27 protein-coding genes are annotated in these 23,393 nt (G+C 71.2%); 15 read left to right on the forward strand and 12 right to left on the reverse strand.

Translation table 11 applies throughout. From position 1 onward, the window contains the following. Nucleotides 1–23 precede the first annotated feature (23 nt). Complete coding sequence (locus HWV07_RS10190; protein ID WP_178334196.1) at nucleotides 24–728, reverse strand: lipoate--protein ligase family protein; 705 nt, start codon at nucleotides 726–728, stop codon at nucleotides 24–26. 51 nt (nucleotides 729–779) lie between these two features. On the opposite strand from HWV07_RS10190, the gene HWV07_RS10195 reads away from it, so the two are divergent. After that, the gene (locus HWV07_RS10195; RefSeq protein WP_178334197.1) at nucleotides 780–1,613 is read left to right on the forward strand and encodes a DUF8155 domain-containing protein; all 834 of its coding nucleotides are present in this window, start codon (nucleotides 780–782) and stop codon (nucleotides 1,611–1,613) included. 197 nt (nucleotides 1,614–1,810) lie between these two features. Here HWV07_RS10195 and HWV07_RS10200 read toward each other — a convergent pair whose 3' ends face one another. Continuing rightward, nucleotides 1,811–2,398, reverse strand: coding sequence for a LysE family translocator (locus HWV07_RS10200; RefSeq protein WP_178334198.1), 588 nt, complete (start codon nucleotides 2,396–2,398; stop codon nucleotides 1,811–1,813). A gap of 36 nt (nucleotides 2,399–2,434) precedes the next feature. After that, entirely contained in the window at nucleotides 2,435–4,183 is a 1,749-nt protein-coding gene (locus tag HWV07_RS10205; RefSeq protein ID WP_178334199.1) for a Na+/H+ antiporter NhaC family protein, read from the reverse strand. Nucleotides 4,184–4,336: 153 nt separating this feature from the next. Here HWV07_RS10205 and HWV07_RS10210 point away from each other — a divergent pair, with 153 nt between their 5' ends. Next, on the forward strand, nucleotides 4,337–5,728 hold the full coding sequence (locus tag HWV07_RS10210) for a signal recognition particle protein Srp54 (RefSeq protein WP_178334200.1): 1,392 nt from the start codon (nucleotides 4,337–4,339) through the stop codon (nucleotides 5,726–5,728). 81 nt (nucleotides 5,729–5,809) lie between these two features. Here HWV07_RS10210 and HWV07_RS10215 read toward each other — a convergent pair whose 3' ends face one another. Further along, the gene (locus tag HWV07_RS10215; protein WP_178336043.1) at nucleotides 5,810–6,526 is read right to left on the reverse strand and encodes a PHP domain-containing protein; all 717 of its coding nucleotides are present in this window, start codon (nucleotides 6,524–6,526) and stop codon (nucleotides 5,810–5,812) included. 108 nt (nucleotides 6,527–6,634) lie between these two features. Here HWV07_RS10215 and HWV07_RS10220 point away from each other — a divergent pair, with 108 nt between their 5' ends. Continuing rightward, complete coding sequence (locus HWV07_RS10220; RefSeq protein WP_178334201.1) at nucleotides 6,635–7,546, forward strand: ABC transporter substrate-binding protein; 912 nt, start codon at nucleotides 6,635–6,637, stop codon at nucleotides 7,544–7,546. Beyond that, the gene (locus tag HWV07_RS10225) at nucleotides 7,543–7,953 is read left to right on the forward strand and encodes a desampylase (RefSeq protein WP_178334202.1); all 411 of its coding nucleotides are present in this window, start codon (nucleotides 7,543–7,545) and stop codon (nucleotides 7,951–7,953) included. Before HWV07_RS10220 ends, HWV07_RS10225 begins: the two co-directional genes overlap by 4 nt. A 3-nt stretch (nucleotides 7,954–7,956) precedes the next feature. Here the strand turns inward: HWV07_RS10225 and HWV07_RS10230 are convergent, their stop codons facing one another. From HWV07_RS10230 to HWV07_RS10240, 3 genes are read right to left on the reverse strand one after another with little or no spacing between them, the layout of a single operon-like run. After that, nucleotides 7,957–10,086, reverse strand: coding sequence for a type B DNA-directed DNA polymerase (locus HWV07_RS10230; RefSeq protein WP_178334203.1), 2,130 nt, complete (start codon nucleotides 10,084–10,086; stop codon nucleotides 7,957–7,959). A 3-nt stretch (nucleotides 10,087–10,089) separates the two neighbouring features. Next, nucleotides 10,090–10,416: a DUF8156 family protein gene (locus HWV07_RS10235; RefSeq protein ID WP_178334204.1), complete on the reverse strand. Its 327-nt coding sequence runs from the start codon at nucleotides 10,414–10,416 to the stop codon at nucleotides 10,090–10,092. Further along, a complete protein-coding gene (locus HWV07_RS10240) occupies nucleotides 10,403–11,095 on the reverse strand; it encodes a P-loop NTPase family protein (RefSeq protein WP_178334205.1) in 693 nt (230 codons plus the stop codon). The genes HWV07_RS10235 and HWV07_RS10240 overlap by 14 nt, the downstream gene beginning before the upstream one ends. Before the next feature lie 368 nt (nucleotides 11,096–11,463). Between HWV07_RS10240 and HWV07_RS10245 the strand changes: the two genes are divergently transcribed. From HWV07_RS10245 to HWV07_RS10255, 3 genes are all read left to right on the forward strand, one after another. Further along, nucleotides 11,464–11,604, forward strand: a complete 141-nt coding sequence (locus HWV07_RS10245; RefSeq protein WP_178334206.1) for a hypothetical protein — start codon at nucleotides 11,464–11,466, stop codon at nucleotides 11,602–11,604. Nucleotides 11,605–11,642: 38 nt separating this feature from the next. After that, the gene (locus HWV07_RS10250; protein WP_178334207.1) at nucleotides 11,643–12,155 is read left to right on the forward strand and encodes an Lrp/AsnC family transcriptional regulator; all 513 of its coding nucleotides are present in this window, start codon (nucleotides 11,643–11,645) and stop codon (nucleotides 12,153–12,155) included. Between the two features lie 164 nt (nucleotides 12,156–12,319). Next, nucleotides 12,320–12,616, forward strand: a complete 297-nt coding sequence (locus HWV07_RS10255) for a DUF7344 domain-containing protein (protein ID WP_178334208.1) — start codon at nucleotides 12,320–12,322, stop codon at nucleotides 12,614–12,616. Between the two features lie 27 nt (nucleotides 12,617–12,643). Here HWV07_RS10255 and HWV07_RS10260 read toward each other — a convergent pair whose 3' ends face one another. Next, the gene (locus HWV07_RS10260; protein ID WP_178334209.1) at nucleotides 12,644–13,651 is read right to left on the reverse strand and encodes a Cdc6/Cdc18 family protein; all 1,008 of its coding nucleotides are present in this window, start codon (nucleotides 13,649–13,651) and stop codon (nucleotides 12,644–12,646) included. 196 nt (nucleotides 13,652–13,847) lie between these two features. Between HWV07_RS10260 and HWV07_RS10265 the strand changes: the two genes are divergently transcribed. Beyond that, nucleotides 13,848–14,591: a GNAT family N-acetyltransferase gene (locus HWV07_RS10265; RefSeq protein ID WP_178334210.1), complete on the forward strand. Its 744-nt coding sequence runs from the start codon at nucleotides 13,848–13,850 to the stop codon at nucleotides 14,589–14,591. A 111-nt stretch (nucleotides 14,592–14,702) separates the two neighbouring features. Continuing rightward, the gene (locus HWV07_RS10270; RefSeq protein ID WP_178334211.1) at nucleotides 14,703–14,900 is read left to right on the forward strand and encodes a hypothetical protein; all 198 of its coding nucleotides are present in this window, start codon (nucleotides 14,703–14,705) and stop codon (nucleotides 14,898–14,900) included. Here HWV07_RS10270 and ubaA read toward each other — a convergent pair whose 3' ends face one another. Next, complete coding sequence (gene ubaA, locus HWV07_RS10275; protein WP_178334212.1) at nucleotides 14,901–15,713, reverse strand: SAMP-activating enzyme E1; 813 nt, start codon at nucleotides 15,711–15,713, stop codon at nucleotides 14,901–14,903. It lies immediately after the preceding gene. A gap of 64 nt (nucleotides 15,714–15,777) precedes the next feature. After that, nucleotides 15,778–16,275: a hypothetical protein gene (locus HWV07_RS19765; protein ID WP_246279742.1), complete on the reverse strand. Its 498-nt coding sequence runs from the start codon at nucleotides 16,273–16,275 to the stop codon at nucleotides 15,778–15,780. Between the two features lie 117 nt (nucleotides 16,276–16,392). Between HWV07_RS19765 and HWV07_RS10285 the strand changes: the two genes are divergently transcribed. Then, nucleotides 16,393–16,572, forward strand: a complete 180-nt coding sequence (locus tag HWV07_RS10285; protein ID WP_178334213.1) for a hypothetical protein — start codon at nucleotides 16,393–16,395, stop codon at nucleotides 16,570–16,572. Between the two features lie 146 nt (nucleotides 16,573–16,718). Next, entirely contained in the window at nucleotides 16,719–18,194 is a 1,476-nt protein-coding gene (locus HWV07_RS10290) for an APC family permease (RefSeq protein WP_178334214.1), read from the forward strand. 373 nt (nucleotides 18,195–18,567) lie between these two features. Here the strand turns inward: HWV07_RS10290 and msrA are convergent, their stop codons facing one another. Continuing rightward, nucleotides 18,568–19,122: a peptide-methionine (S)-S-oxide reductase MsrA gene (msrA, locus tag HWV07_RS10295; protein WP_178334215.1), complete on the reverse strand. Its 555-nt coding sequence runs from the start codon at nucleotides 19,120–19,122 to the stop codon at nucleotides 18,568–18,570. 107 nt (nucleotides 19,123–19,229) lie between these two features. Between msrA and HWV07_RS10300 the strand changes: the two genes are divergently transcribed. Next, on the forward strand, nucleotides 19,230–19,661 hold the full coding sequence (locus HWV07_RS10300) for a universal stress protein (protein WP_178334216.1): 432 nt from the start codon (nucleotides 19,230–19,232) through the stop codon (nucleotides 19,659–19,661). A 4-nt stretch (nucleotides 19,662–19,665) separates the two neighbouring features. Here HWV07_RS10300 and HWV07_RS10305 read toward each other — a convergent pair whose 3' ends face one another. Then, a complete protein-coding gene (locus HWV07_RS10305; RefSeq protein WP_178334217.1) occupies nucleotides 19,666–19,944 on the reverse strand; it encodes a hypothetical protein in 279 nt (92 codons plus the stop codon). 80 nt (nucleotides 19,945–20,024) lie between these two features. Here HWV07_RS10305 and HWV07_RS10310 point away from each other — a divergent pair, with 80 nt between their 5' ends. The 3 genes from HWV07_RS10310 to HWV07_RS10320 are packed head-to-tail and all read left to right on the forward strand — an operon-like array spanning nucleotide 20,025 to nucleotide 23,354. Next, nucleotides 20,025–20,741: a helix-hairpin-helix domain-containing protein gene (locus HWV07_RS10310; protein WP_178334218.1), complete on the forward strand. Its 717-nt coding sequence runs from the start codon at nucleotides 20,025–20,027 to the stop codon at nucleotides 20,739–20,741. After that, the gene (locus HWV07_RS10315; RefSeq protein ID WP_178334219.1) at nucleotides 20,742–21,152 is read left to right on the forward strand and encodes a hypothetical protein; all 411 of its coding nucleotides are present in this window, start codon (nucleotides 20,742–20,744) and stop codon (nucleotides 21,150–21,152) included. A gap of 42 nt (nucleotides 21,153–21,194) precedes the next feature. Further along, nucleotides 21,195–23,354, forward strand: coding sequence for a peptidase associated/transthyretin-like domain-containing protein (locus tag HWV07_RS10320; protein WP_178334220.1), 2,160 nt, complete (start codon nucleotides 21,195–21,197; stop codon nucleotides 23,352–23,354). The last annotated feature ends 39 nt before the right edge of the window (nucleotides 23,355–23,393 follow it).

Genomic DNA, 23,393 nt, shown 5'->3' on the forward strand with positions numbered 1-23,393 from the left:
TCCGAGGGGGTGCGTGGTAAGCGTCACGGAGCGCCGTCGACGAGGTCGGGGGCCGCGACGACGTCGGCGTCGCGGTCGCCGACGAACGCGTCCTCGATGGCGGCGACGACCCGGTCGACGTCGCCGGGGCCGCCGGCGCCCTCGACGCTCCCGACCGAGTCGGGGTCGAATCGGACGCCGAGGGCGTCGTACACCGGGTCGAGGACCGCGGCGAGGTCGGTCTCGTCGCGCTCGACGGCGACGACGCAGCCCCCGACGAGCGCGGTCTCCCGGCGGACGCGCTGGGCGAGCCCGGCTATCTTCCCGCCGTTCTGCAGCGAGTGGTCGCCGGGACAGAACGCGTCGTCCGGTTCCCCGGGCCGGACGGTCGCGCCGAGGTCGCGGAACGCGCGCTGCAGGATGTCCGTGGCGTCCTCGTAGCGACTCTGGATGCCGGCGCGGTCGTCGTCCGTCGGGACCACGGATGCGAAGGCGACCGTCTCGCCGGTGTAGGCGACGGCGCGGCCGCCGACGCTCCGCTCGACCGGCTCGTAGCCAGAGTCGAGTGCGGCCGCCCTCGCCGCCTCGTAGCCGTCGGCGGTCGCGTCGCGCCGACCGAACGCGACCTGGCGCGGCGGCGTCCAGACGCGCAGCGCCGGCTCGCCGGACGCCTCGACGCGGTCGGCGAGCCGCCGGGTTACCGCCCCGTCCGCCTCGGCGTCGGACAGCGACCCCCGGACGATTCGCATGCCCCGGCTACGCGCCGACGGGGCTAAAACGCCGCGGGGCGAACCCGAGGCATGGTCACCCTGCCCGGGGCGGTGGTCCGCCGCTACGAGCGGTTCTCCCTGTACAACTCGCCGTACCCGGCGCACGACCGGGGCTGTGCGATCGACCTCTACCCGGGCGACGACGAGGCGCGGTCGCCCGTCGCCGGCGAGGTGCTGGAGACGCGAACCGTCAGCTGTCCGCCGAAGCCCTACGCCGTCGACGAGGACCACCTGCTGCTGGTCGACTGCGGCGACGTCGTCGCCCGGATCCTCCACGTCGACCCGTCGGTGACGGCCGGCGAGTCGGTCGCGGTCGGCGACCGGCTCGGCACGCTGGTCAGGTCCGGCTTCTTCGGCCGGTGGGTCGACGAGCACCTCCACCTCGGGTTCCGGAAGCGGGAGCAGAACCTCCGGCGGGCCTCAGGGTCGCTCACCCTGACACCCGACGTCGACGTCGCCGGCGTGCGGTGGGACGGCGCCGGCGAGGTGGTCGAGACCGGCCCGACGCACGTCCGGCTGGATTCGCCCGGCCACGCCGGCAGCGGGTTCGCGGCGCTGGCGAGCGACGAGGGAGTTCCGCTCGACGGCGGGCTGGCCCACTACGCCGGGGGTGGGGTGCTGGCGCCGGCCGACGGGGAGGTGTCGCTGCTCGGGACCGCCGTCGGGGGCGTCGACGGCCGGGACGTAACCTGGGAAGACGTCGCGATCCGCGCGAACGGACGCCGGGCGACTGGGCTGTCGCTGTTCGCCTCCCGGGTGCCGTTCGGGGCCAAGGTGGTCTTCCACGAGGGCCACGACCTCGACGTGGGGGATCGCGTCGAGGTGACGATCGAGCCGACGGACGACCCGGTCCGGTTGGGCTGACAGCCGGCGCGAAGCGTGCCCCGACCGGAGCGAGGGTTACGGGGAGGCAAGTGGCGAGCGGAACGAGCCGCAAGGTACCGTCGACCCCTCTCTCGGTCGGCCATCTCTCCCGCGGAGGTGCGCCGGGCTCCCGCCGAGTTCGCCACGGGTGTTAATCAGGTCACTGTCCGGGGTGGCCGCGTTCTCGTATATGAACCTTACACCGGGAGCGTCCGCACGAGCAGCCAGCCGGCGAGTCCGAGCAGCACCACGCCGGAGGCGCGCCGGAGCCAGGCCCCCCGGCCGCCCAGCGTCCCCGAGAGCAGGCCGACGGCGCCGAGGTAGACGGCCGTGATGACGGCGTACAGCGCGCCGAGGACGAACATGCCGAGCGCGGGCGCTGCCTCGGAGGCGAAGCCCGGGAGGAATGCGAGGAAGAACAGCGCGACCTGGGGGTTGAGGACGTTGACGGTCAGCCCCTGGACGTACGGGTTCCCCCCGGTCGCGTGGGACTCGGCGTCGGCGGCGCGGAGCGACCTGACGCCGAGGTACGCGAGGTAGCACGCGCCCAGCGCCGTGACCGCGGTCCGCGAACGCGGGACGGCCTCGAAGAGCGCCGCGAGTCCGAGGGCCGCCATCGCGGTGTGGACCAGGATGCCGCTGGCGACGCCGAGCGCCGAGAGGACGCCGGCCCGCCGGCCCTCACCGGCGCCCCGGGCGAGCACGTACGCCGTGTCGGGGCCGGGACTGAGAACGAGCGCGACGGCCGCCGCGAGGTAGACGGCCAGCGTGGCGGCGTCGAACACACTCCGAGGCGGGCTGCGGGGGAGAAAGTCGTGTCGCTAGTCGTCCGAGTCCGGCCCGGCGGCGGGGCGGTCCTGCTGGGCGTGCACGGTCACCGGTTCGACGCCCTTCCGCCGGGCGTCGAGCTCGGAGAGCCCGTAGACGAGCGCGACGAGCAGGACGACCCCGACGGGCAGGAGCAGCAGCGCCAGGTTGTCGGCCAGGACGTCCGGCAGCCCTCCGGATGCGGTGTAGCCGAATCCCCAGGTCAGCAGGAGGAGCACCGCCACGGCGGCGACGGTGGCGGCATAGTACAGTTGCGTCCGGACGTGGTCGACGAGGTCGGCGCCGGTGAACGTCGCCGACAGCACCGTGGTGTCGGAGATCGGCGAGGCGTGGTCGCCGAAGATGGCCCCGGAGAAGACGACGCCGACCATCGCAGCCATCATCGTGTGGTCGCCGGTGAGGCTCCAGGCGACCGGCAGCGCGATCGGCGTGACGATGCCCATCGTCCCCCAGGAGGTGCCCGTCGAGAAGGCGATGAACGCGGCCACGAGCATGACGACGGCCGGGAGCAGCGCCGGGTCGACGGCGTCGACGGCGAGTTCGGCGACGTAGGTGCCGGTCTCCAGTTCGGAGATGGTCACGCCGATCGACCACGCGAGCACGAGTATCGAGACCGCGGTCAGCATGATGCCGAAGCCGTCGATGGTCGTGTCGACGGACTCCCCGAGGTCCATGATGCCGTAGCGGGCCGCGAGGACGAAGCCGGAGACGACCATCGCGAACGACCCGTAGATGAGCGCGGAAGCGTAGCTGGCCTCGACGACCATCTCGAAGAGGCTCCGGCCCGGCGCGTAGCCGGTCCACAGCGCCCCGAGGAGCGTGACCGCGACCAGGACGGCGATGGGGACGAAGAACGACGCCAGCCGGGGGTCGTCGGCGTGCGGCTCGCCGAGTTCGCCGGCGACGTCCTGCATCGGCCGGGCGTCCTCGCGGTTGACCAGCCCGCTCGTCCACGCGCGGTGTTCGGCGTCGAGCATCTCGCCGAAGTCCCGGCCGGAGAGGACGATGACCGCGACCATGACGATGGCCAGGATGGCGTACATGTTGTACGGGATGGACTGGAGGAACACCTCGAAGGCGGCGGGGCGTTCGCCCTCGGGGACGCCGGCCTCGGCGTACCCCTCCCCGATCAGCGACAGCTGGAAGGCCACCCACGAGGAGATGCCGAGGGTGGCGACCGGGGCGGCCGTCGAGTCGACGATGTAGGAGAGCTTCTCGCGGGAGACCCGGAGGTTGTCGGAGACCTCCTTGACGGAGCTGCCGACGATGGCGGTGTTGGCGTAGTCGTCGAAGAAGAGGAGCAGTCCGAGCACCCAGGCGACGATCCCGACCTGCCGCTGGGTGTCGAGCCGCTGGAGCGCCCAGTCGCGGACGGCGTAGGCGCCGCCGAGCCGCCAGACGAACGCGACCGCCGACCCCAGCAACAGCGTGAACAGCAGTATCTCCACGTGGAACCCGTCGTCGACGAGGATCGCCTGCACCAGCCAGTCGAAGGCGGTGACGAGCCCCCACAGCAGCGCGACGAGGGCGCCGACGACCGCGCCGACGGCGTCGGCGGCGCCGCCTCCGAGGCCGAGCGAACCGGCGGCCTCGCGGGCGAGGTCGACGCTGTCGGCGAACCGCGAGATGACGCCACCCGACCAGACGCCGAGGAACAGCGACAGGACGGCCTGCCGGGTGACGATCGCGAGAGCGATGGCGAGCAACGGCGGGACGAGTGACCAGGCTCCGACCGCTGACATACCGCTATTGCGGCTCACTGGCAATTAAAACTTGAGAACCGGCGTGAAGTCGACGCGCCGTTTCAGCGCGCCGGCGCCGACCGTTCCCGACTCGGCCCCTCGCGCGTCGCGACGAACAAAGCCTTTACCCGCTGGACCGTCTACCCGTCACAAATGGTACTCGACGACCTGGGCAGTTCCCTCCGCGGGACGCTCGACAAGCTCCAGGGGAAGACGACCCTCAGCGAAGAGGACGTCGAGGAGATCGTCAAGGAGATCCAGCGCTCCTTGCTCTCCGCCGACGTCGACGTCGACCTCGTGATGGACCTCTCGGACTCCATCCGGCAGCGCGCCCTCCGGGAGGAACCCCCGTCAGGAACGACCGCGAAGGACCACGTCCTCAAGATCGTCTACGAGGAGATGGTCGACCTCGTCGGCGAGTCGACCGACCTCCCGCTGGAGGACCAGACCATCATGCTCGCCGGCCTCCAGGGCTCCGGGAAGACCACCTCCGCGGCGAAGATGGCGTGGTGGTTCTCGAAGAAGGGCCTCCGGCCCGCCGTCATCCAGACCGACACCTTCCGGCCCGGCGCCTACGACCAGGCCAAGGAGATGTGCCAGCGCGCAGAGGTGGACTTCTACGGCGACCCCGACGAGGAGAACCCCGTCGAGATCGCCCGCCGCGGCTTCGAGGAGACCCCCGACGCCGACGTCCACATCGTCGACACCGCCGGCCGCCACGCCCTCGAGGAGGACCTCATCGACGAACTCGAGGACATCGAGTCCGTCGTCGAGCCGGACCGCAACCTGCTCGTCCTCGACGCCGCCATCGGCCAGGGCGCGAAGGACCAGGCCGACCGGTTCCACGACGCGGTCGGCATCGACGGCGTCGTCATCACGAAGCTCGACGGGACCGCGAAGGGTGGGGGCGCCCTCGCGGCCGTCGATCAGACCGACTCCTCCATCGCCTTCCTCGGCACCGGCGAGGAGGTCCAGGACATCGAGCGCTTCGAGCCCTCGGGGTTCATCTCCCGGCTGCTCGGCATGGGCGACCTCAAGCAGCTCTCCGAGCGCGTCGAGCGCGCGATGGCCGAGACCCAGGAGGAGGAGGACTGGGACCCCGAGGACCTCATGCAGGGGGAGTTCACCCTGAAGGACATGCGCAACCAGATGAACGCGATGAACAAGATGGGGCCGCTCGACCAGGTCCTCGACATGATCCCCGGCCTCGGCGGCGGCATCAAGGACCAGCTACCCGACGACGCCATGGACATGACCCAGGAGCGGCTCGTCGACTTCGAGGTCATCATGGACTCGATGACCGAGGAGGAACTCGAGAACCCCCGCTCGATCGGCCAGAGCCAGATCGAGCGCATCGCCCGCGGCTCCGGCAAGGAGGAGGAGACCATCCGCGAACTGCTGGAGCAGCACAAGATGATGTCCCGGATGATGAAGCAGTTCCAGGGCATGGGCGACGGCGACATGCAGCGGATGATGAAGCAGATGCAGGGCGGCGGCGGAGGCGGCGGTGGCGGCATGGGCGGGCTCGGCCCGTTCGGCGACTAGACGCGACCACCGCAGCCGAACACCATTCTCCGAACGGAGCTGTTCTCCTGACTCACTGCCTCGAGAGCCTTCGACGCCGATCTACAGGTCCAGTTCGACCGTCTCCAGTCCGCGCTCGGCGACGAACGCCTCCAGTTCCGGTTTCCGGTCTCTGACCTCCCCGGGCGTGTGCCCGTCCGAGCCGAGCACGAACTCGACGTCGTACTCGGCCAGGACGTCGAGGAACGCCGGGCCGGGGTGGAACTCCCCGTACTCGCCGAGGACGCGGCCGGCGTTCAGCTCCAGGACGGTCCGGGACCGCTCGGCGGCCTCGGCGACGGCGCGGTAGTGGTCCTCGGTGGCGAACCCCCGGAGGGCCGGGTTGCGCTCGACGAGGTCGACGTGGGCGGCGATCTCGAACAGCTCCGAGTCGAGCAGGGCGACGGCCTCCTCGTAGAACTCGTCGACGAGCGCCTCGCGTTCGGCCGTGTCCTTCTTCGCGAAGTAGGGTTCGACGTGGACGTTCGTCCCCTCGAGGTGGTGGACGCTGCCGACGGCGTAGTCGAAATCCGCCTCGGCGAGGAAGTCGGCGATCGCCTCAACGTCCCGGGAGTCGAAGTCCATCTCGACGGCGTCGTAGACGTCGAGGTCGAAGCGGTCCCGCATGGTCTCGATAGCGTCGCGGCGGCGCTCGTAGGTGATATCGAGGTTGAAGCCGAGGGCGTGCTTCGCCCGCCGCTGGTCCTCGCGGGACGAGACGTTGCAGTGGTCGGCGAAGCCGATGCCCTCCAGGCCGGCGTCCTCGGCGGCCCCGCACATCGACCACAGGAAGCGCCCGTCGGAGTACGTCGAGTGGGTGTGGTAGTCGACCCGCACGGCAGTCGAGAGGGGGCGAGGTTCCTTTACGCTGGCGTCCCAACCGCCGCCATGCGCGTCGTCTCGCTTTTGCCCTCCGCGACCGAGATCGTCTACGCACTGGGGGTCGAGCCGGTGGCGACCTCCCACGAGTGCGACCACCCGCCCGAGGCCGCCGACCTGCCGAGCGTCGTCGACTCGCGGGTCGACGCCGACGCCGACAGCGCCGACATCGACGCCCAGGTCACCGACGCCGAGTCCTCGGGCGGCGTCTACGAGATCGACCGCGAGGCCCTCGCCGAAGCCGACCCCGACCTCGTCGTCTCGCAGGGCATCTGCGAGGTCTGCGCCGTCGACACCGTCGTCGTCGAAGAGGCCATCGCCGACCTCGGCCTGGACTGCGAGCTCCTGACGACCGACCCCCACAGCGTCGACGACATCCTAGAGGACATCCGCCGCATCGGCGCGGCGCTGGACCGCGAGGACCGGGCCGAGGACCTCGTCGCGGACCTGCAGGCCCGCATCGACCGCGTCGCCGACCGCGCCGCCGAAGCGCCGTTCCGCCCCGAGGTGGCCGTCCTCGACTGGCTCGACCCCGCGATGGTCGCCGGCCACTGGGTGCCCGAACTGGTCGACCTGGCGGGCGGCGAGTACGGCCTCGCCGACCCCGGCGACGCCTCGACGCCGCGGGAGTGGGCCGAGATCCAGGAGTACGACCCCGACATCCTCGTCGCCGCCCCCTGCGGTTTCGAGCTCGAGCAGACCTTCGAGAACCTGGGGGATCTGACGGACCGCGACGGCTGGACGCAGCTCCGCGCCGTCCGGATGAACCGCGCGTACGCGATGGACGGCCACCACCTCGTGAACCGCCCCGGCCCCCGGGTCGTCGACACCCTGGAGGCGCTGGCCGGGCTGATCCACCCCGACGAGTTCGACCGCCCCGAGGAGTGGGCGGCCCGCTCGCTGGCGACGTCGCCGGCATGACGCTCGTCCTGCCGGGCGACCTCCGCGACGGGATGGTCGAGCACGCCCGCGCGGGCGCGCCCGAGGAGGTGGTGGGCGTCCTCGGGGGCGAACGGGGCGAGGAGGAGTCCGTCGCCGAGCGGCGCTACCCCGCCGAGAACGCCGCGGCGACCCCCGAGACGCGCTACGAGATCGCGCCCGCCGAGGAACTCGAACTGCTGGAGCGCGTCGAGGACGACGGCTTCGACGTCGTCGGCTTCTACCACTCCCACCCACGCGGTCCGCTCGCGCCGAGCGAGACGGACGCCGAGCTGGCCGCCTGGCCGCGCTACTCCTACGTCATCGTCAGTCTGGAGGTAGAGCCCGACCTGGGAAGCTGGCGCTGGACCGGCGAGACCTTCGAGCGCGAGCGCGTCGAGGTCCGCTGACCCCTACGCGAACTGCGCGAGGCTCGCGTCCCTGCGGTCGGCGAGGTACCGGCGGATATCGTCCTCCCGCCAGCCCAGCGGCGAGAGGACGCTCTCGGTGGCCCGGCGGAGCTGTTCTGCGTAGTAGTCGACGTCGTAGCCGTCGGGCGACTCGTGGGCGAGCCGCACCCGTTCCATCGGGCCGGCGTCGTCGTCGACGACGACGTAGGAGACCCCCTGGCCCGGGTGGCGGTCGATGTTCAGGGCGTCGGCCCGCGTCAGCGCGGCGACCGTCCGGGTCTCGCGGTCGTAGTCGGCGAGGGCCTTCGAGACCCGGACCGTCTCCGCCAGGTCGGCGGGGTCGACGGCGCCGCGCCGGAGGTCGGCGAGGCGGCCGGCGAGGGCGTCGCAGACCCGCTCGGGGTCGCGGGTCCGGTCGAGGGCCTCGATCAGCTCCCGCTGGACGGTTTCGACGTAGGCGGGGGTGCTGCGCTGGCGGCACTCGATGCCCCGGTACTTGAACTCGCCGTCGTCGCGCCGGCGGCCGAAGTACTTCGTCAGCGCGCCCGCGGCGTCGTTCCGCCGGGGGACGAAGGCGATCCAGTCGTAGGCGGCCTCGTACTCCAGTTCGATCTCGGCGTCGTCGGAGATCCCCTCGGCGAGGGCCTCGAGGTCCGCCTGCTCGGCGTCCTCGATCGGCGCCACCCAGAGGCTGTCGACGATGCCGTGGACCACCCGCCAGCCGCCGGCCTCCAGGGTCTCCTTGGCGTCCAGCAGAATCTCGCGGGCGAAGGCGTTGATGGCCTCGTGGCACTCGATGCGGCCGAACTTCGCGTTCGAGAACCCCTGGTAGCCGAAGCAGGAGACGAGGATCCACTTGATGGCGTCGACCTTCCCCTCGAGGGTCCGCCGGTCCTCGTCGGCGTCGTCGTTTATCGCTTCGAGGCGCTCCTTGAACTCGTCGCGGTCGTCGATGAGCGTCTGCAGCAGCCCCGGGAGGTACCCCTCCTCCTCGCAGATGTTGTACCCCAGGCCGGGGACGTCCTCCTGGTCGGCGTGGCAGTCACAGCAGATGCGCTCGGGGCTGACGTTCCGGGTGGCGATGACGTTGGGGTAGAGGCTCGAGAAGTCCAGTTCGTGGACGTCCTCGTGGAGGCCGACGTCCGGCGCGAAGGTGAAGCCGCCGCGGTCGGCCTGCCGGAGGGTCGGCATCGGCTTGAAGAACTCGTGGCGCCAGGAGTGCCACGGCACCAGCACGCCCCGGCGGCGGGCCTCGCGTATCTGGATGGCCGTCAGGATGCGGCCGATGCTCGACCACGCCAGCTCCTGCAGCGGGAGCCCCGACTGCTCGATGAGGTACAGGCAGCCCTCGAGGTTCGTCTGGTTCCACATGAACGTGTTCGAGCGGTCGATTATCGCCCGCCCCGGGACGTTGTAGCGAGCGGGGGAGTGGCCGACCTGCCCGTAGCTCTCGTAGGTCGAGGCGGCGGCCAGCTGCTCGTATCCGGGCAGCCGCCCGAGGTCGAACGACTCGCGGCCGGCCCGCTCGGCCAGGTCGTACAGCAGCGAGACCAGCCGACTGGAGGCCAGGAGGAGGACGTCAGGGTCGACCGACGCGACCCGCTCGCCGACGGTCTCGACGATGGCCGTCTCGCCCTCGACGGTCACGCCGTCGACGGTCACCCGCCGCAGGTCCCCCCGGCCGATCTGCTCGGTCGGGGCGTCGATCTCGACCGTCCGCAGGTCCCGGTCCGGGACCGGAACGGCGTCGTCCTCGGCCGCCCTGTCCTCGACCGCCTCGAGCCAGAAGCGGAACTCGCGGGTGAGGTCGACGTCGTACAGCCGGTAGGTACCGGGCGTCTTCCAGGCGGCGACGGTGCCGGCGACGTCCCGGACCGCGTCGATGCCCGCGACGTCGACCCGGAGGACCGCCTCGGGGTCGTGCCGGAAGCCGACGCGCTTGCGCTCGAGGGCCGTCCGCTCCACGGTCGGGAACCCCCGGAGGTGCCGGCGCGCCTCCGCCAGCAGCTCCCGCGTCTCCGCGGAGACGTAGATGGTCGGGGTGTAGTCCGCCGTGCGCTCGTACGTCGCGCCGTCGTCGGTCAGTTCCCAGGCCAGCACGTCGCCGTCCAGGTAGTCGAACTTGTAGGGCATGGGCTACTCCTCCGTTCGCCCGTCGTCTGCTTCGACGTTCGCCGCTCCGTCGGCGTCCGCGTGCCCGCTGGCACGTTCCGATTCCACCGCGGCGAGCCGTTCCTCCAGGTCGTTGAGTCGCTTCTCCTGTTCGAGGTCGACGGAGACGAGTATCGGAAACAGCGGCTCCTCGTGGTTGAGGTAGCCGCCGGCGTCGGCGTGCTCGCGGGCGTGCTCGAACAGCCGCTCGAAGGCGGGCGTGTCGCGGCGGCGCAGCGCCCGCTCGAAGTCGCTCCAGCGCTCGCGCAGCGCCCGGACCGCGTCGCGGTACGTCGGGTTAGTCCGACCCACGGGCGACCACCTCCGGGGGCGCGGTCGGCGCGGCGGTCCCGGCCCGGGCGCCGGCGCGGGCCTCGAGGACCCGCCGCCAGAACGCCAGCGTCGTCTGGACGTAGCCGCCGCCGGCGTCGTAGACGAGCGTCTCGAAGTCCTCGCCGACGAACCGGGGGCCGAACCGGGTGGCCTCGCAGCGCAGCGTCGTCTCGACGTGCTCGGCGACCGGCACGGTCAGGTCGTCGCGCTCCCGGCAGGTGGTCACGACCGGGAGGTCGTGCTCGCGGCGGATCGCGGCGACGCGGTCGACGGTCGTCCGGAGCATCGCGTCGGCGCCGGCGCCCTGCAGGTCATCGCCGCGGTACATCGCGTCGACGGCCGGCAGGACGAGCAGCGCCGTCCCGTCGTCGACGAGGTCGGCGACGCGCTCGACGAGCGCGGCGTGCTGGTGGGCGGTGAACCCCCGGGCGACGCGGACCCGCTCGAGCAGCCGCTCGCTGGGCGCGAGCCGGGCGAGGGCGTCCGACCGGGCGTGGCCGGCCGCGTCGACCCAGTAGACGGGGCCGTCGTTCAGCAGCAGGTGGTCGAGCACGAGCGACTGCAGCGGCCCCGTCGGCCGCCCGTCCGTCTCCAGCAGGTACCAGCGGTCCTCGAGCGTCGGCAGGACCGGCGTCGTCGCGTCGGAGCGTCGTCGCATACGTCGACCGAGCGGGGCGAGCCCGATAAGCCGTGGCGGGCGGTTTCCGGAACTTCTGGTGCCCCGGTGCCCGGCCTCGTCCGGCCGGGACGGGGCCGGCGCGTCGGTCGGCGGCTCGGCCATCCCACAACCGAAGCCAACGAACGCGAACTAACCGACATTGAGATTCTCACCGATATCGGCGGGAGGACCTCTGGAATTCCGACTCGATATGTTCTATTCTTCCATAAACGGACGGAAAGTAACGGTACGGTTATGTGACCGCGTCGCACTTATTGAACCAACGTGTCGGGGGTTCTGTCGGGGCGGGCGTCGGGGCCGCTGGTCCACGAGGTCGCGGCGCGAGCGGGGATGGACCTGCCTGACCCATGAACGAGTTCGTCGAGTGCGTCGAGTGCGGGTTCGTGACGCTCGCCAGCGGCGGCGACGCCGACCCGGCCGGCTGGGAGTCCTGTCCCGACTGCGGCGCCGCCGAGTTCGCCTGGCCGGGCGACCACGGTACAAATTAGGCCCAGTCGACAATACGGGCGGCGCCCTCGGTGCAGGTATGCACTCGAGGTCGACGTCCATCCCCCTCGACGACGTCGACCGCGCCATCCTCCAGTTGCTCCAGCGGGACGCCCGCAACCTGACGGCCGTCGACATCGCCGACCGCGTCGGCGTCTCCGACGGGACCGTCCGGAACCGCATCCAGAACCTCGAGGCGAGGGACGTCGTCGAGGGGTACGTCCCCGTGATCGACTACGAGCGGGCGGGCTACCCACTGCAGATTCGAATCGTGTGCACGGCGCCGATCGTCGAACGGGAGCGGCTGACCCGCGAAGCCCTCCGGGTCGAGGGGGTCGTCGAGGTCCACGAGGTGATGACCGGCCGCGGGAACGTCGAGGTCAAGGCCGTCGCCCCCCGCCACGACGACGTGACCCGCGTCGCGCTTGCCCTCGACGAGATGGGGCTGGACGTCGAGAGCGAGGAGCTGATCCGCCACCACTACTTCCGGCCGTTCAACCACTTCGGCACCCGGGACGTCGGCGACGAGGACGCGGCCACCCACGGTATCTGACCGCTCGGATTCCGGTTTTCCGATTCTCGCCCACGCTTCGGGGGTGGAACGGGCCGGACGACCCCGGGGCGTTGTGAGAGTCGAAGTTCCTGTACTGCGGATTTCGCAACCCCCGGGTCGGTTCCCCCGAAACCGCTATACGTGGCCGCCGCCTGGATATGTCGATGACCCAACTGGACTCGCAGTTCGCGGCGTCCGACCCGGCGGTGGCCGACGGCCTGTCGAACGCACGACGCCGGGGGACCCTCGCGGTGCTGCGGGAGGCGGGCGCGCCGCTGGCGCTGGCCGACCTCGCCGCCGACCTCGTCGACCGGGAGGCGGGGCCCGTCGCGGGCGCACCGGACTACGACGCGATCCAGCGACAGTACGTGATTCTCTACCATACCCACGTGCCGAAGCTGGTCGAGGCGGGGCTGGTCGAGTTCGACGCCGACCGGCGGATCGTCTCGCTCGGCTCCTGAACGGCCCGAGCCGCGACCGGCACTCTTCTAGCCCGTGACGGCCCGGTAGGTCCGCCCGCGGTTCTCCCCCTCGGCGACGACGAGGTTGTAGTGGCACATCTTCGAGAGGTGGTTCCGCATCGTCCGCTTCGTCCGGGGCTCCTCGACGCGGCTGCAGTACTCCTCGTAGAGCTCCCCCGGCGAGATCTCGCCGCGCTCGGCGACGATCTCGTAGAGCGTCCGCTGGTGGGGCGTGAGCGTCTCGACGTTCTTCTGGCGGACCTCCGCGCGCGCGTCCGGGATGGTCTCCTCGACGACCGACGTCGGGATGCGGTCCAGCCCCTCGCGCTCGGCCCGGCGGGCCGCGTTCCGGAGGACGCCGATGGCCACCCGGGCGTCGCCGGCGGCGGCGTCGGCGATCCGCTCCAGCTGCGGCCGGTCGACGGCGTCGGGGTCGAGCCCCCGGTCGACGCGGGCCTGGAGGATGGCGACCAGCTCGTCGAGGCCGTACTTGTCGAAGCGGACGCGCGTGCTGTTGGCCAGCCGGCTGGTCAGCCGCTCGTCGGTGCGGGCGAACAGCTCCTCCTCGCGGTTGGCGATGAGCACCATCGTCACGTTCGGCAGCGCGTAGAGGTCGTACAGCACGTCCGTGTCCTCCAGCTGGTCGACCTCGTCGAGGACGACGACGTACGGCGGGCCGTCGTAGGCCCGGAGCCGCTCGAGCAGCTCGTCCTTCGGCGTCGACCGCCGGTGGACGTCGACCGTCCGCCCGATGCCCTCCAGCACCCGGTAGAGCGCCCGGAACCGGGTGTAGTTCTGCCAGCAGTTGACGTACTGGTGTTCGACGTCGATGACCTCCCGGCGCAGCCGCTCGACGATGAACTTCGCCAGGCAGGTCTTCCCGGTGCCCGACGGCCCGAAGAGGAAGGTCGTCTCCGCCGGCTCGTCGCGCGCGATGGGCTCGAGGGCGTTCGACAGCTGGTTCGCCTCGGGATCGCGGTGGACGACCTCCCGGGGGACGAAGTCCGCCTGCAACACCCGCGCATCCCGTATCATCGCCCGGGCTGTTGTGACCGGAGGGTAATAAGCGGAAGTGGGTCGTTTCCGATTCTACCGGGGACGGCGCGGCAGCCGACGGCGACGACTCCAACGGACCGCCGGGACGCGCGACGCGTGTAATCGGCGAACAAGCGCCACCATCGCAGACGTTTCCGCAAAGGAGACTTACCTGACTGCTCGCGGAAGGTGTGGCATGGACGTTCGACCTGCGACGAGCGGCGACGCGGCACGGGTGAGGGAGATAGCCGAGACGTCCCTGCGGGCCTCCTACTCGCTGAGCCCCGACCGGATCGAGAGCCTCGTCGGGACACTGTTCGCCGCGGAGCGACTCGCCCAGCGCGCCGACGACCCCGAGGCCCTGCTGTTCGTCGTCGAGGACGGGGGAACCGTCGTCGGCTTCGCCGACGTGGAACTCGGCCCGGAGGCGGCGATCCAGTGGCTGCACGTCGACCCGGAACACCGCGGCCTCGGCGCCGGGACGCGACTCTTCGAGCGTGCGCAGGCGGCAGCGGCCGACCGCGACCTGCCGGTCGTCGCCCGCGTCCTCTCGGAGAACGAGGAGGGGAAGGGCTTCCCCGAGCGGTTCGGCCTCCGGCGGAGCGGGCGGGCGAAGCTCGAGGTCGGCTCCGAGGACCTCTTCGAGGAGGTCTACGCCGAGGACGGGGTACTGGAGACCGTCGCCGGCGAGCCCTCAGTCGAAGTACCAGAGACGGTGGACGTCGCCGGCGAGTCCCACCACGTCGACGAGTCCGACCGGTCCCCAGGAGTGGACGGGCCGTTCTTCGGCGTCTACCCGCCCGACGACGACGAGCACGTCGGCTACTTCTGCGGGAACTGCGGGAGCACGGACGTCGGGTCGGACTCGCTGGGACGCCTCGAGTGCCAGGACTGCGGGAACAAGCACCTCGCCGACCGGTGGGACGCCGCCTACCTCTGACCGGGTGGAGCCGGACGACCGATGGCCCGGCCGCCGCCGGCACCCGGCGAGCGACCGGGGCAGTTCCACACGCACCTTTAGGTCAACTCGCGGTGAACTCCGGCCACGACGATGAGCGACGAACCTCCCACGGAGCTACACGTCCTCGCCGGCCGACTCCGCGCCGGGGTCCGCCGGGTCGTCGAACACCTGGCGGCCGGTCCCGTCCAGGAGCGCTCCTGCCCCGAGTGCGGCGCTTCCGTCACCACCGAACCGACCGAGTCGTCGATCCGGTGTGGGGAGTGCGCGCTCGGAGAGCGCGACGGGTAGCTAGATCGCGCAGGTGGACTCGTAGGCGACGTCGTGGACGGACTCGATGCCGCCGTCGCCGCAGACCGGGCAGTCGGGACGAGGCTCGACCCGGATCTCCTGGAACGTCATGTCGGCGGCGTCGTAGAAGATCATCCGGCCGTCGAGCGTCTCGCCGTAGTCGAGGACGAGCTTGACGGCCTCCGTCGCCTGGATGCAGCCGACGGTGCCCGGCAGCACCCCGAGGACGCCGGCGGTCGCGCAGTCGGGGACCGTCCCCGGCTCGGGCGCCTCCGGGAAGAGACACCGGTAGCAGGGCCCGCCCTCGTTGGCTTCGAAGGTGGTGACCTGCCCCTCGAACCGCAGGATTGCGCCGTGGGCGAACGGCACGCCCGCGAGCGTGCAGGCGTCGTTGACTAGGTACCGCGTCGCGAAGTTGTCCGACCCGTCGACGACGAGGTCGTACTCCGCGAGGAGGTCCTCGACGTTGTCCGCGGTGACGCGCGTCTCGTGGGTCCGGACCTCGACGTCGGGGTTCTGCCGCTCGACGAAGTCCCGCGCGGAGTCGACCTTCGGGCGGCCGACGTCGGGGTCGCCGTGGATCACCTGCCGCTGGAGGTTCGAGCGCTCGACGACGTCGTCGTCGGCGATGCCGAGCGTGCCGACGCCCGCCGCCGCGAGGTACTGGATGACCGGCGAACCGAGCCCCCCGGCGCCGATGCAGAGGACGTCCGCGTCGAGGAGCCGCTTCTGGCCCTCGGGGCCGACGTCGTCCATGATGATGTGCCGGGAGTAGCGGTCCAGCTGTTCGGCGTCCAGCGAGAGGTCGGTCATACCCCCGCGTAGCGGCCCCGGCTATAAATCCCCGAGGGTGGTGTGCGGCCGGCCGTCCGCGCGGTCAGTACTGATCCTGCTCGCGCCCGGCGTTCCGGAGCAGCAGCGCGACGAGGGCGATCGGCGACAGGAAGGCCAGCACGCCGGCGAGGCCGACCAGCGCCAGCGGGCTACTGGTGATATCGCCGAGCTCGGCGGAACCGCCGTGCTCGCCCCCTTCGCCGCCCCCGCCGTGCTCGGACGTTCCGGGCTCGCCGCCGGTCTGATTGCCGCCGGTCTCGTTACCGCCGGTCTGATTGCCGCCAGTCTCATTGCCGCTGGTCTGGTTACCGCCAGTCTGGTTACCGCCCGTTTGGTTGCCGCCGGTCTGGTTGCCGCCGGTCTCGTTACCGCCCGTTTCGTTGCCGTCGTTCTGTAGCGCGACGGCGTCCCGGGAGCCGTCGGCGTCGGCCGTCCGTGCGGTCGCCGACGACGCGGACGCCGCGGCCGCGGTCGCCGCGCCGGCACCGACCCGCAGCAGGTCGCGGCGGCCGATCCCGGCCGAGTCGTTGGTGGACGTCATTGTCGAGGGCTTCTCCGCCGGCCCACATCAGGATTGTCACTTCCGGCCGCCGACGCCGCGGGGACGCCGGTCCCGCGCGCCGCAAGGTCAAAGAGGCCTCCGGCGGTCGGTCGAGGTATGCGAACCGAAGACGACATCCGCGAGCGCATCGCGGAACTGGAGTCCCAGTACGACGACTACGACCCGCCGTCCTCGGAGTTCGAGGACACCGCCGAGGTGGCCATCCTCCGGGCCATCGAGGAGCTCGAGTGGGTCCTCGAGGAGTACGACGAGTCGTCCGGCTTCACCACCTCGTAGCCCGCATCGTTGCCATCGTAACGCGAGCGACGGCGAGGCGAACCGCCCGGAAACGTTCTCGGCCGAGACGGTGACCGACGTAAAGCGACGGGCGTAGGCGGGGGTACCTTCAAGGCGGTTCGAGTGAACCGGCCACACAGCTCACGATGTCTGCCGACGACTACAAGCTGATCGACGAACAGGTCGGACTCTGGGGCGCCGTCGCGTTGCTCGTCGGGACCGCCCTCGGGATGAGCATCTTCATCGTCCCGACGCAGATGGCGGCCGCGGCCGGACCGAGCATCACCGTCGCCATCCTGGCGTCCATCGTGCCGATGATCCTCGGCGTCCTGCTGTTGCTCCAGCTCGGCGGCGCCATCCCCGTCGCCGGCGGCATCTACGTCTACGGCTCCCGGCTCGTCGGCCCGTTCTGGGGGATGATCGGCGTCACCGTCCCCGTCCTCGCCGTCTGGTCGTACCTGCTGTTCGCGGCGCTGGGCTTCTCGGAGTACCTCAACGGCATCCTCGACAGCCTAGGGATGGGCGCCGTCCCGCCGTTCCTCGCCGTCTGGTTCCTCCTCGGGCTGTTCCTCGTCCTCAACTACGTCGGCGTCCAGATCGTCACGAAGGTCCAGATCGGGCTCGTGCTCGTGCTCATCGCCGGGATGCTCGCGTTCGTCCTCTCGAGCGTCCCGCACGTCGACCCCGCGAACTACACGCCCGTCTTCCCCTCCGGCGAGGGCGAGCCCTTCGAGGGCACCTTCCGGCCGTTCATCCTCGCGGTCGTCACGCTGTACATCCCCTTCCAGGGCTTCGGGATGATAATCGAGATCGGCGAGGAACTCGAGAACCCCGTCGAGAACATCCCCCGCGTGCTCGGCATCGGGATGGCCATCGTGACGGTGCTGTCGATCGCCATCGTCTTCGCGCTCGTCGGCGCCATCCCGCTGGAGAACCTGACCGTCTCCGGCGAGATCGGCGTCAACGAGGAGCCCGTCGAGGGCGGCCTCGCCGCCGTCGGCGAGGGGATCCTCCCGGCCCCGATCCTGCTGTTCGTCGGCTTCGCGGCCCTGCTGGCGGCCGCGACCACCGTCAACACGCTCTTCACCTCCTACTCACGGACCGTGATGCGCGCCGCCCGCGACGAGGTCGTCCCGGACGTCTTCGCGAAGGTCCACGACCGGTACAACACCCCCCACCGAGCGATCCTGCTGTTCGCCGTCCCGCCGATCGTGGCCGCGCCGCTGGCCCCCTACTTCGACGCCATCACCGGCCCGGACTTCCTCGACTGGCTCGTCGTCGTGGTCGTCTCCGGCATCTTCATCGCCTTCGCCGTCGGCGGCGTCGCGCTGTGGAACCTCCCGAAGGTGTTCCCGCAGCGCTACGAACACTCCATCTACAAGCTCCCGATGCCGGTCCTCCGGGTCGTCGCCGTCGGCAACGTCGTCGTCTCCACGCTGTTCACGCTGCTGGTCGTCAGCAGCGCCCCCTCGGCGTTCGGCGTCGTCCTCCTGTGGATGGTCCTCAGCGCCGCGCTCTACTTCTACCGCATCCGCGCCTACGAGAAGAAGGGGATCGACCTGAAGTCACGGATGGCGCTGCTGCACAAACACGAGCAGGTCGGCGGCGGCAGCGACGACTAACTCCCACTTTTTGCACGCTCCGCGGGTTCGCCGCCGACGGCGAACACCGGTCGCGTGGCGGCGAAGCCGCCACGTCGTACGGTTGCGGGCCAGTGGCCCGCAACCCACGCGGCAAAAACACGGGTGTAAATAGGCGCGCGTGCTCCCTTCGGCACCTTTGGCGCCTCCAGTCTGCGCGCGCTACCGAGCGCTCACTCCGTTCGCGCTCGGAGAACCGCTCGCTCCCGACGGTCGCTCGCGGATGCTGGACTGCACGAATGCAGCCCGCTGCCGCGGTGGCTCCATGTACTGCTCTGCCGAGAGTGACCAGCCAGGAGAGACATCCATCCGGTGGCTGGCAAGGCGGGCTTTGTAGCCGGTGGTTGCGGCGTCGCTAGTCGTCGGACGCTTCGGCGCCTCGCCGGCCCTCGACCTTCTCCTCGAACTTCTCGCGGACCTTCTCGACCTTGGGCGCGGCGTGCATGCTGCAGTAGGCGTCGTTGGGGTTCTTCTCGAAGTAGTTCTGGTGGTACTCCTCCGCCTCGTAGAACGCATCGAGTTCCTCGAGTTCGGTGACGACGTCGTCGTCGTACTCCTCGTCGAGGGCCTCGATGTACGCGGCAGCCTGTTGGCGCTGGTCGTCGTCCTCGAAGAGGACGATCGAGCGGTACTGAGTGCCGACGTCCGGCCCCTGCCGGTTCAGCTGCGTCGGGTCGTGGACGGCGAAGAACACCTCCAGCAACTCGTCGTAGCCGATTGCCTTGGGGTCGTAGGCGACCCGGACGACCTCGGCGTGGCCGGTCTCCTCCCGACAGACCGCCTCGTAGCTGGGGTCCTCGACGTGGCCGCCGGCGTAGCCGGAGGTCACCGACTCGACGCCGTCGAGTTCCTCGAACGCCGCCTCGACACACCAGAAGCACCCGCCGCCGAACGTCGCTGTCTCGGTCATAGCTACGTGAGATAGGGCCGCGATTCGTATGTATCTGACGCGCGTCGCGGTCCCAGCGTCCGGGAACCGGCAGAACGTCTTAGTGACCGCCACGCGAGTGAGCGACCATGTACGACCGGATCCTGCTGCCGACGGACGGCAGCGACGCCAGCGACCGCGCGGTCGAGCAGGCCGTCGGGCTCGCCCGGGAGACCGGCGCGGCCCTCCACGTGCTGTTCGTCGTCGAGGACATCCCCTACGCCCCGGAGATGATGGACGACCAGGTCGAGGGGCAGCTCCGCGAGATCGGCGAGGAGGCCATCGAGACGATCCGCGCCCGCGCCGACGAGGCGGGCGTCGAGGTCGTCGCCACGCTCCGGGAGGGCGTCCCCCACGCCACCATCCTCGAGTACGCCGACGAGGCCGACGCCGACGTCGTCGTGATGGGCACCCACGGCCGCAGCGGGCTGGACCGCTACCTGCTCGGCAGCGTCACCGAGCGGGTCGTCCGCACGTCCGAGGTGCCGGTGCTGACCGTCCGGATGGACGAGGAGGAGTGAGTGGCTACTTCAGGCCGAAAGCCCGCAGCGAGGCGTAACCGGCGGTGACCGACAGCGCCGCGGCGACGGCCGCCAGCAGGAGGTACGCGGGGGCGGTCGTCGCGCCGTAGGCGGTCGCCTGGACGGCGCCGAAGCCCGCCATCGCCGCCAGCCACAGCAGGCCGACGCCGTAGATGGCGCCGCGGACGGTGACCAGCCCGTCGGGCGGCCCCTCGGCGTCGCCGTCGGCGTCCGGGTCGGCGGCGCGGTCGGCGTCCGCGTCGGCCGCGGTGCCGTCGTTCATACCTCGAGGCGGGGCTCCGGGCCGATAAGCGACTCGAATCCGGCGATAGCTTATTGGCGGTGGCGGCGCCCTCAACGGGCATGCCAGAACTCCCGGTCACCGACGAACAGCTCCGGCGGCTCGAGTCGGTCTGTTCGGACCTCGAGGCCGCCTACGTCGGCCCCTACGGTCGGGTCGATCCCGACGACGCCCTCGAGTACCTGCTCGACACCTACACGCCCCCAGAGGAAGCGGCGGAAGCGGAGACGGCGGGAGCGGAGGAGGAGACAGATGGCGCCGCCGAGTCCGGGACTGGAACGTCGGAGTCGGAATCGGAGTCCGCGGACGGGATCGACACCGCCGACCTGACGGCCATCGAAGGCGTCGGCGAGGTGACCGCGTCGGCGCTGCTCGAGGCCGGCTTCGACTCGCCGGCGGCGATCGAGGCCGCCGACCCGGAGGCGCTGACCGCCGCCGAGGGCGTCGGCGAGAAGCAGGCGGTCGACATCGTCGCCGCCGCCGCGGCGATGGACGCCCCGGCGGCCGAGGCTGACGCCGACGAGGGGGCGGACGTGGAGACTGACGCCGGCGCCGGGAGCGACGGTGCGAGCGGCACCGGCCCGGGTGCCGACGACCGGGCGAACGACAGTCCCGAGGACACCCTCCAGCAGGCGATGAGCCTGCTGGACGCCCACGACGACCGGTGGCGGGAGTCCAGCGGCGACGAGCCCTACGAGGTCGACCTGCCCGACGGGTCGACCGAGGCCGTCCGCACGAAGGACGACGTCAAGCGCCTGCTGTTCAAGCACTGGCGATAGATGGGCGTGCTCGCCCGACTGCGCGCGTGGTGGCGCCGACGGTTCGGATCCGGCGGCGCCGACGCGCCGTCCGACCACGAGTGCGCCGTCTGCGGGACGGCCGTCGACGACCCCGACGGCCCGTGTCCGCTGTGTCGGTCTACAGATATCGTCCGCGCAGGCCCGAAAACCAGCGCGGGAGGTGAAGGCGAGTCGGTCGCGAAACCGGAGGCCAGCCGGCGCGTCGCCGCTGGCGACGACGCCTCGGTCGGCCGCCTCCGGCAGCTCCGCGACGACGGTGAGCTTCTCGAGCGGTACGCCGACCGCTGGCAGTCGGTCGACGGCGGCTTCCGGGTCGAGACGAGCGGTGGGACGCAGGTCGTCGACTCCCGCGAGGAGGTCGTCGCGCTGCTCCGCGCCGAGGCCGGCTGACGGCCGCCACGCTCATACCGTCCCGCCGGAAACGAGGGGGTGATGGAGCCACCGTCCCCGGGGTCGCTGTCGCGCCGCGACGCCCTGAAGCTCGCCGGCGGGGCGGGCGTCCTCGGCGTCGGCGCCGTCGCCGGCGACCGCCTGCTGGCCGGCGAGGACGCCCCGACCACGTCGGTCGAGGACGACCGCGCCCGCGAACTCGCCGAGGCCTTCGCCCCCGACGTCTACTACGACGAGTACGAGGAGTGGTACGTCACGGACCCCCGGCCCTACGAGACGGACCGTGACGGCGAGGTCGTCGTCGACGGGAAGGCCGCCTACGACGGCTACAGCCGCGACTTCGACGAGGGGGGCGAGCCGCCGCGACGCGTCGTCTTCTACCACGTGCAGCGCTACGAGGACTCGCCGCTGGCCGTCGTCCAGTACTGGCTGTACTCGGCGTTCGACCAGTTCACCACGAACTTCCACTGGCACGACTGGGAGCTGCTGCAGGTGTTCGTCGACCTCGAGACCGAGGAACCGCAGCTGTACGTCGCCTCCGCGCACAGCCGCAGCGTCCCGAACAACGAGTTCCTCGACCCCGACCCGGACCGCCGGCCGGCGATCCTCCCGGAGCTGGGCTCGCACTCCTCGGCGCTGGCGGTCAACGAACTGCGCGACAGCTTCCAGCGCTTCCCCCTGGAGGACGACGTCGCCGACATCACCAACGGCGCCCTCGAGGCGCTCGGGGACCTGCCGATGGCCTACGGCCTGCCGCGCGACGAGGGGTTCGCCCTCCCGTTCGTAATCCCGGAGCTGGACGGCCGGCCGATCTACGAGCACCCGGACCTCCCGAACGTCACCCGCGACCACCTCGTCGACCCGGCGCTGACCGTCCGGAGCTACGACGGCCTGGCCGAACCGCCCGCCGGGCTCCCCGAGCGCGGGACGGGCCTGCAGTTCGGGGTCCACGGCGACGCCGACTACAGCTACGAACTGGAACCGGTCTCCGAACTGACCCACGTCGACGCCTTCGTCGGCCCGCAGCTGAGCTTCGAGTTCGACGTCCCGAGGTTCGCCGAGGACGCCGTCGCCGGCCACATCACGGCGACGGAGACCCCCTGGAAGCAGGAGCGCTTCGAGGACCCCGCCGCGGACGTCACCGACCCCGCCCACCGCTCGGAGCTGGCCGACCGCTACGACGCCGTCGACCCCGGCGGCCCCCTCACCCAGGTCGTCGGCCGCCTGCGCCGCGTCGAGCCCGACGAAGACGCCCCCGACGACAACGGCGTGAAGACGACGGACACCAGCACGGGTGGCGTCGCCCTGGTCGAGAGCGACCCCGTGGCGGTTCCCTCCTTCGGGGGCGTCGTCGTCGCACAGGGACTCGAGGAGGGCGAGCACCGCCTGACGGTCAACGCCCCCGGGATGGCGCCGTACAGCGAGCGCGTAGCGGCGACCGACGGCGAGACGACGGCGGCGGGCGCCGACGGCGACCTCGCGCTCGTCGACAACCGGGACGCGGTCAAGCTCGCCGTCGACGGCGAGTCCGGCGACAGCCTCGCCCAGCTGGCCGTCGAGGACGACTTCGGCGGCCGGATCGTGGACCGCGAGCCCGCCGGCTCGAAAAGTGAGCCCGCCGGCTCGGAAAAGGAGTCCGCCGGCTCGGACGACGCGGACGACCGCCTGGGCGTCTACCTCCACCGCGGCGGCGCCTACACCGTCGAGGTCCGAGACCCCGACGACGAACCCGGCGCCCACCGGTTCAACCCCGGCGACGAATCGCGCCACGAGGTCGTCGCCCGGACCGGGAAGGCGTCGCTGGCATCCTTCGTCGCTACCATCGTCACCGAGACGGGCCAGCAGGCCCCCGGATTCGCCGGGGGCGAGACCGGCGGCGGAGGTGACGGTGGCGGCGGGAGCGACGAGGACGCCCTCGACGGCGGCATCGTCACCGACGTCGCCGACCCGGCGCTCCGCGGGCTGCTGCAGGCGCTGGCGTCGATCGCCACGGCCGCCGAGCGGGCGGCCGAGCGAGCGGAGAGCGGCGACGCCGGCGGCGCCGACAACGCGCTCCGGACGGTCCGCGAGCGCATCCGCTCGGCCCGGGCCGACCTCGAGGCGGAAGACCACGACGACGACGTCGAGTCCGTCACCGCCCGCCGGCTCGAACAGGCCGAGCGCCGGGCCGAGCAGGCCCTCGAGACCGGGAAGCCGAACTGACCCACCGGACCACTGAAGGCCGTGGCCGCCGCCTGGCAG

This window comes from Natronomonas salina, assembly GCF_013391105.1.
GTDB classification, from domain to species: domain Archaea; phylum Halobacteriota; class Halobacteria; order Halobacteriales; family Haloarculaceae; genus Natronomonas; species Natronomonas salina.

Bases quoted from the DNA above. Each gene is read 5' to 3' on its own strand.
- HWV07_RS10220 (WP_178334201.1), top strand. From the start codon at position 6,635: ATGCGCGTCGTCTCGCTTTTGCCCTCCGCGACCGAGATCGTCTACGCA.
- HWV07_RS10300 (WP_178334216.1), top strand. From the start codon at position 19,230: ATGTACGACCGGATCCTGCTGCCGACGGACGGCAGCGACGCCAGCGAC.
- HWV07_RS10210 (WP_178334200.1), top strand. From the start codon at position 4,337: ATGGTACTCGACGACCTGGGCAGTTCCCTCCGCGGGACGCTCGACAAG.
- HWV07_RS10290 (WP_178334214.1), top strand. From the start codon at position 16,719: ATGTCTGCCGACGACTACAAGCTGATCGACGAACAGGTCGGACTCTGG.
- HWV07_RS10260 (WP_178334209.1), bottom strand. From the start codon at position 13,651: ATGATACGGGATGCGCGGGTGTTGCAGGCGGACTTCGTCCCCCGGGAG.
- HWV07_RS10310 (WP_178334218.1), top strand. From the start codon at position 20,025: ATGCCAGAACTCCCGGTCACCGACGAACAGCTCCGGCGGCTCGAGTCG.
- HWV07_RS10195 (WP_178334197.1), top strand. From the start codon at position 780: ATGGTCACCCTGCCCGGGGCGGTGGTCCGCCGCTACGAGCGGTTCTCC.
- HWV07_RS10215 (WP_178336043.1), bottom strand. From the start codon at position 6,526: ATGTGCGGGGCCGCCGAGGACGCCGGCCTGGAGGGCATCGGCTTCGCC.
- HWV07_RS10285 (WP_178334213.1), top strand. From the start codon at position 16,393: ATGCGAACCGAAGACGACATCCGCGAGCGCATCGCGGAACTGGAGTCC.
- HWV07_RS10240 (WP_178334205.1), bottom strand. From the start codon at position 11,095: ATGCGACGACGCTCCGACGCGACGACGCCGGTCCTGCCGACGCTCGAG.
- HWV07_RS19765 (WP_246279742.1), bottom strand. From the start codon at position 16,275: ATGACGTCCACCAACGACTCGGCCGGGATCGGCCGCCGCGACCTGCTG.
- HWV07_RS10250 (WP_178334207.1), top strand. From the start codon at position 11,643: ATGCACTCGAGGTCGACGTCCATCCCCCTCGACGACGTCGACCGCGCC.
- HWV07_RS10305 (WP_178334217.1), bottom strand. From the start codon at position 19,944: ATGAACGACGGCACCGCGGCCGACGCGGACGCCGACCGCGCCGCCGAC.
- HWV07_RS10190 (WP_178334196.1), bottom strand. From the start codon at position 728: ATGCGAATCGTCCGGGGGTCGCTGTCCGACGCCGAGGCGGACGGGGCG.
- msrA (WP_178334215.1), bottom strand. From the start codon at position 19,122: ATGACCGAGACAGCGACGTTCGGCGGCGGGTGCTTCTGGTGTGTCGAG.
- HWV07_RS10205 (WP_178334199.1), bottom strand. From the start codon at position 4,183: ATGTCAGCGGTCGGAGCCTGGTCACTCGTCCCGCCGTTGCTCGCCATC.
- HWV07_RS10315 (WP_178334219.1), top strand. From the start codon at position 20,742: ATGGGCGTGCTCGCCCGACTGCGCGCGTGGTGGCGCCGACGGTTCGGA.
- HWV07_RS10230 (WP_178334203.1), bottom strand. From the start codon at position 10,086: ATGCCCTACAAGTTCGACTACCTGGACGGCGACGTGCTGGCCTGGGAA.
- HWV07_RS10270 (WP_178334211.1), top strand. From the start codon at position 14,703: ATGAGCGACGAACCTCCCACGGAGCTACACGTCCTCGCCGGCCGACTC.
- HWV07_RS10245 (WP_178334206.1), top strand. From the start codon at position 11,464: ATGAACGAGTTCGTCGAGTGCGTCGAGTGCGGGTTCGTGACGCTCGCC.
- ubaA (WP_178334212.1), bottom strand. From the start codon at position 15,713: ATGACCGACCTCTCGCTGGACGCCGAACAGCTGGACCGCTACTCCCGG.
- HWV07_RS10265 (WP_178334210.1), top strand. From the start codon at position 13,848: ATGGACGTTCGACCTGCGACGAGCGGCGACGCGGCACGGGTGAGGGAG.
- HWV07_RS10320 (WP_178334220.1), top strand. From the start codon at position 21,195: ATGGAGCCACCGTCCCCGGGGTCGCTGTCGCGCCGCGACGCCCTGAAG.
- HWV07_RS10255 (WP_178334208.1), top strand. From the start codon at position 12,320: ATGACCCAACTGGACTCGCAGTTCGCGGCGTCCGACCCGGCGGTGGCC.
- HWV07_RS10225 (WP_178334202.1), top strand. From the start codon at position 7,543: ATGACGCTCGTCCTGCCGGGCGACCTCCGCGACGGGATGGTCGAGCAC.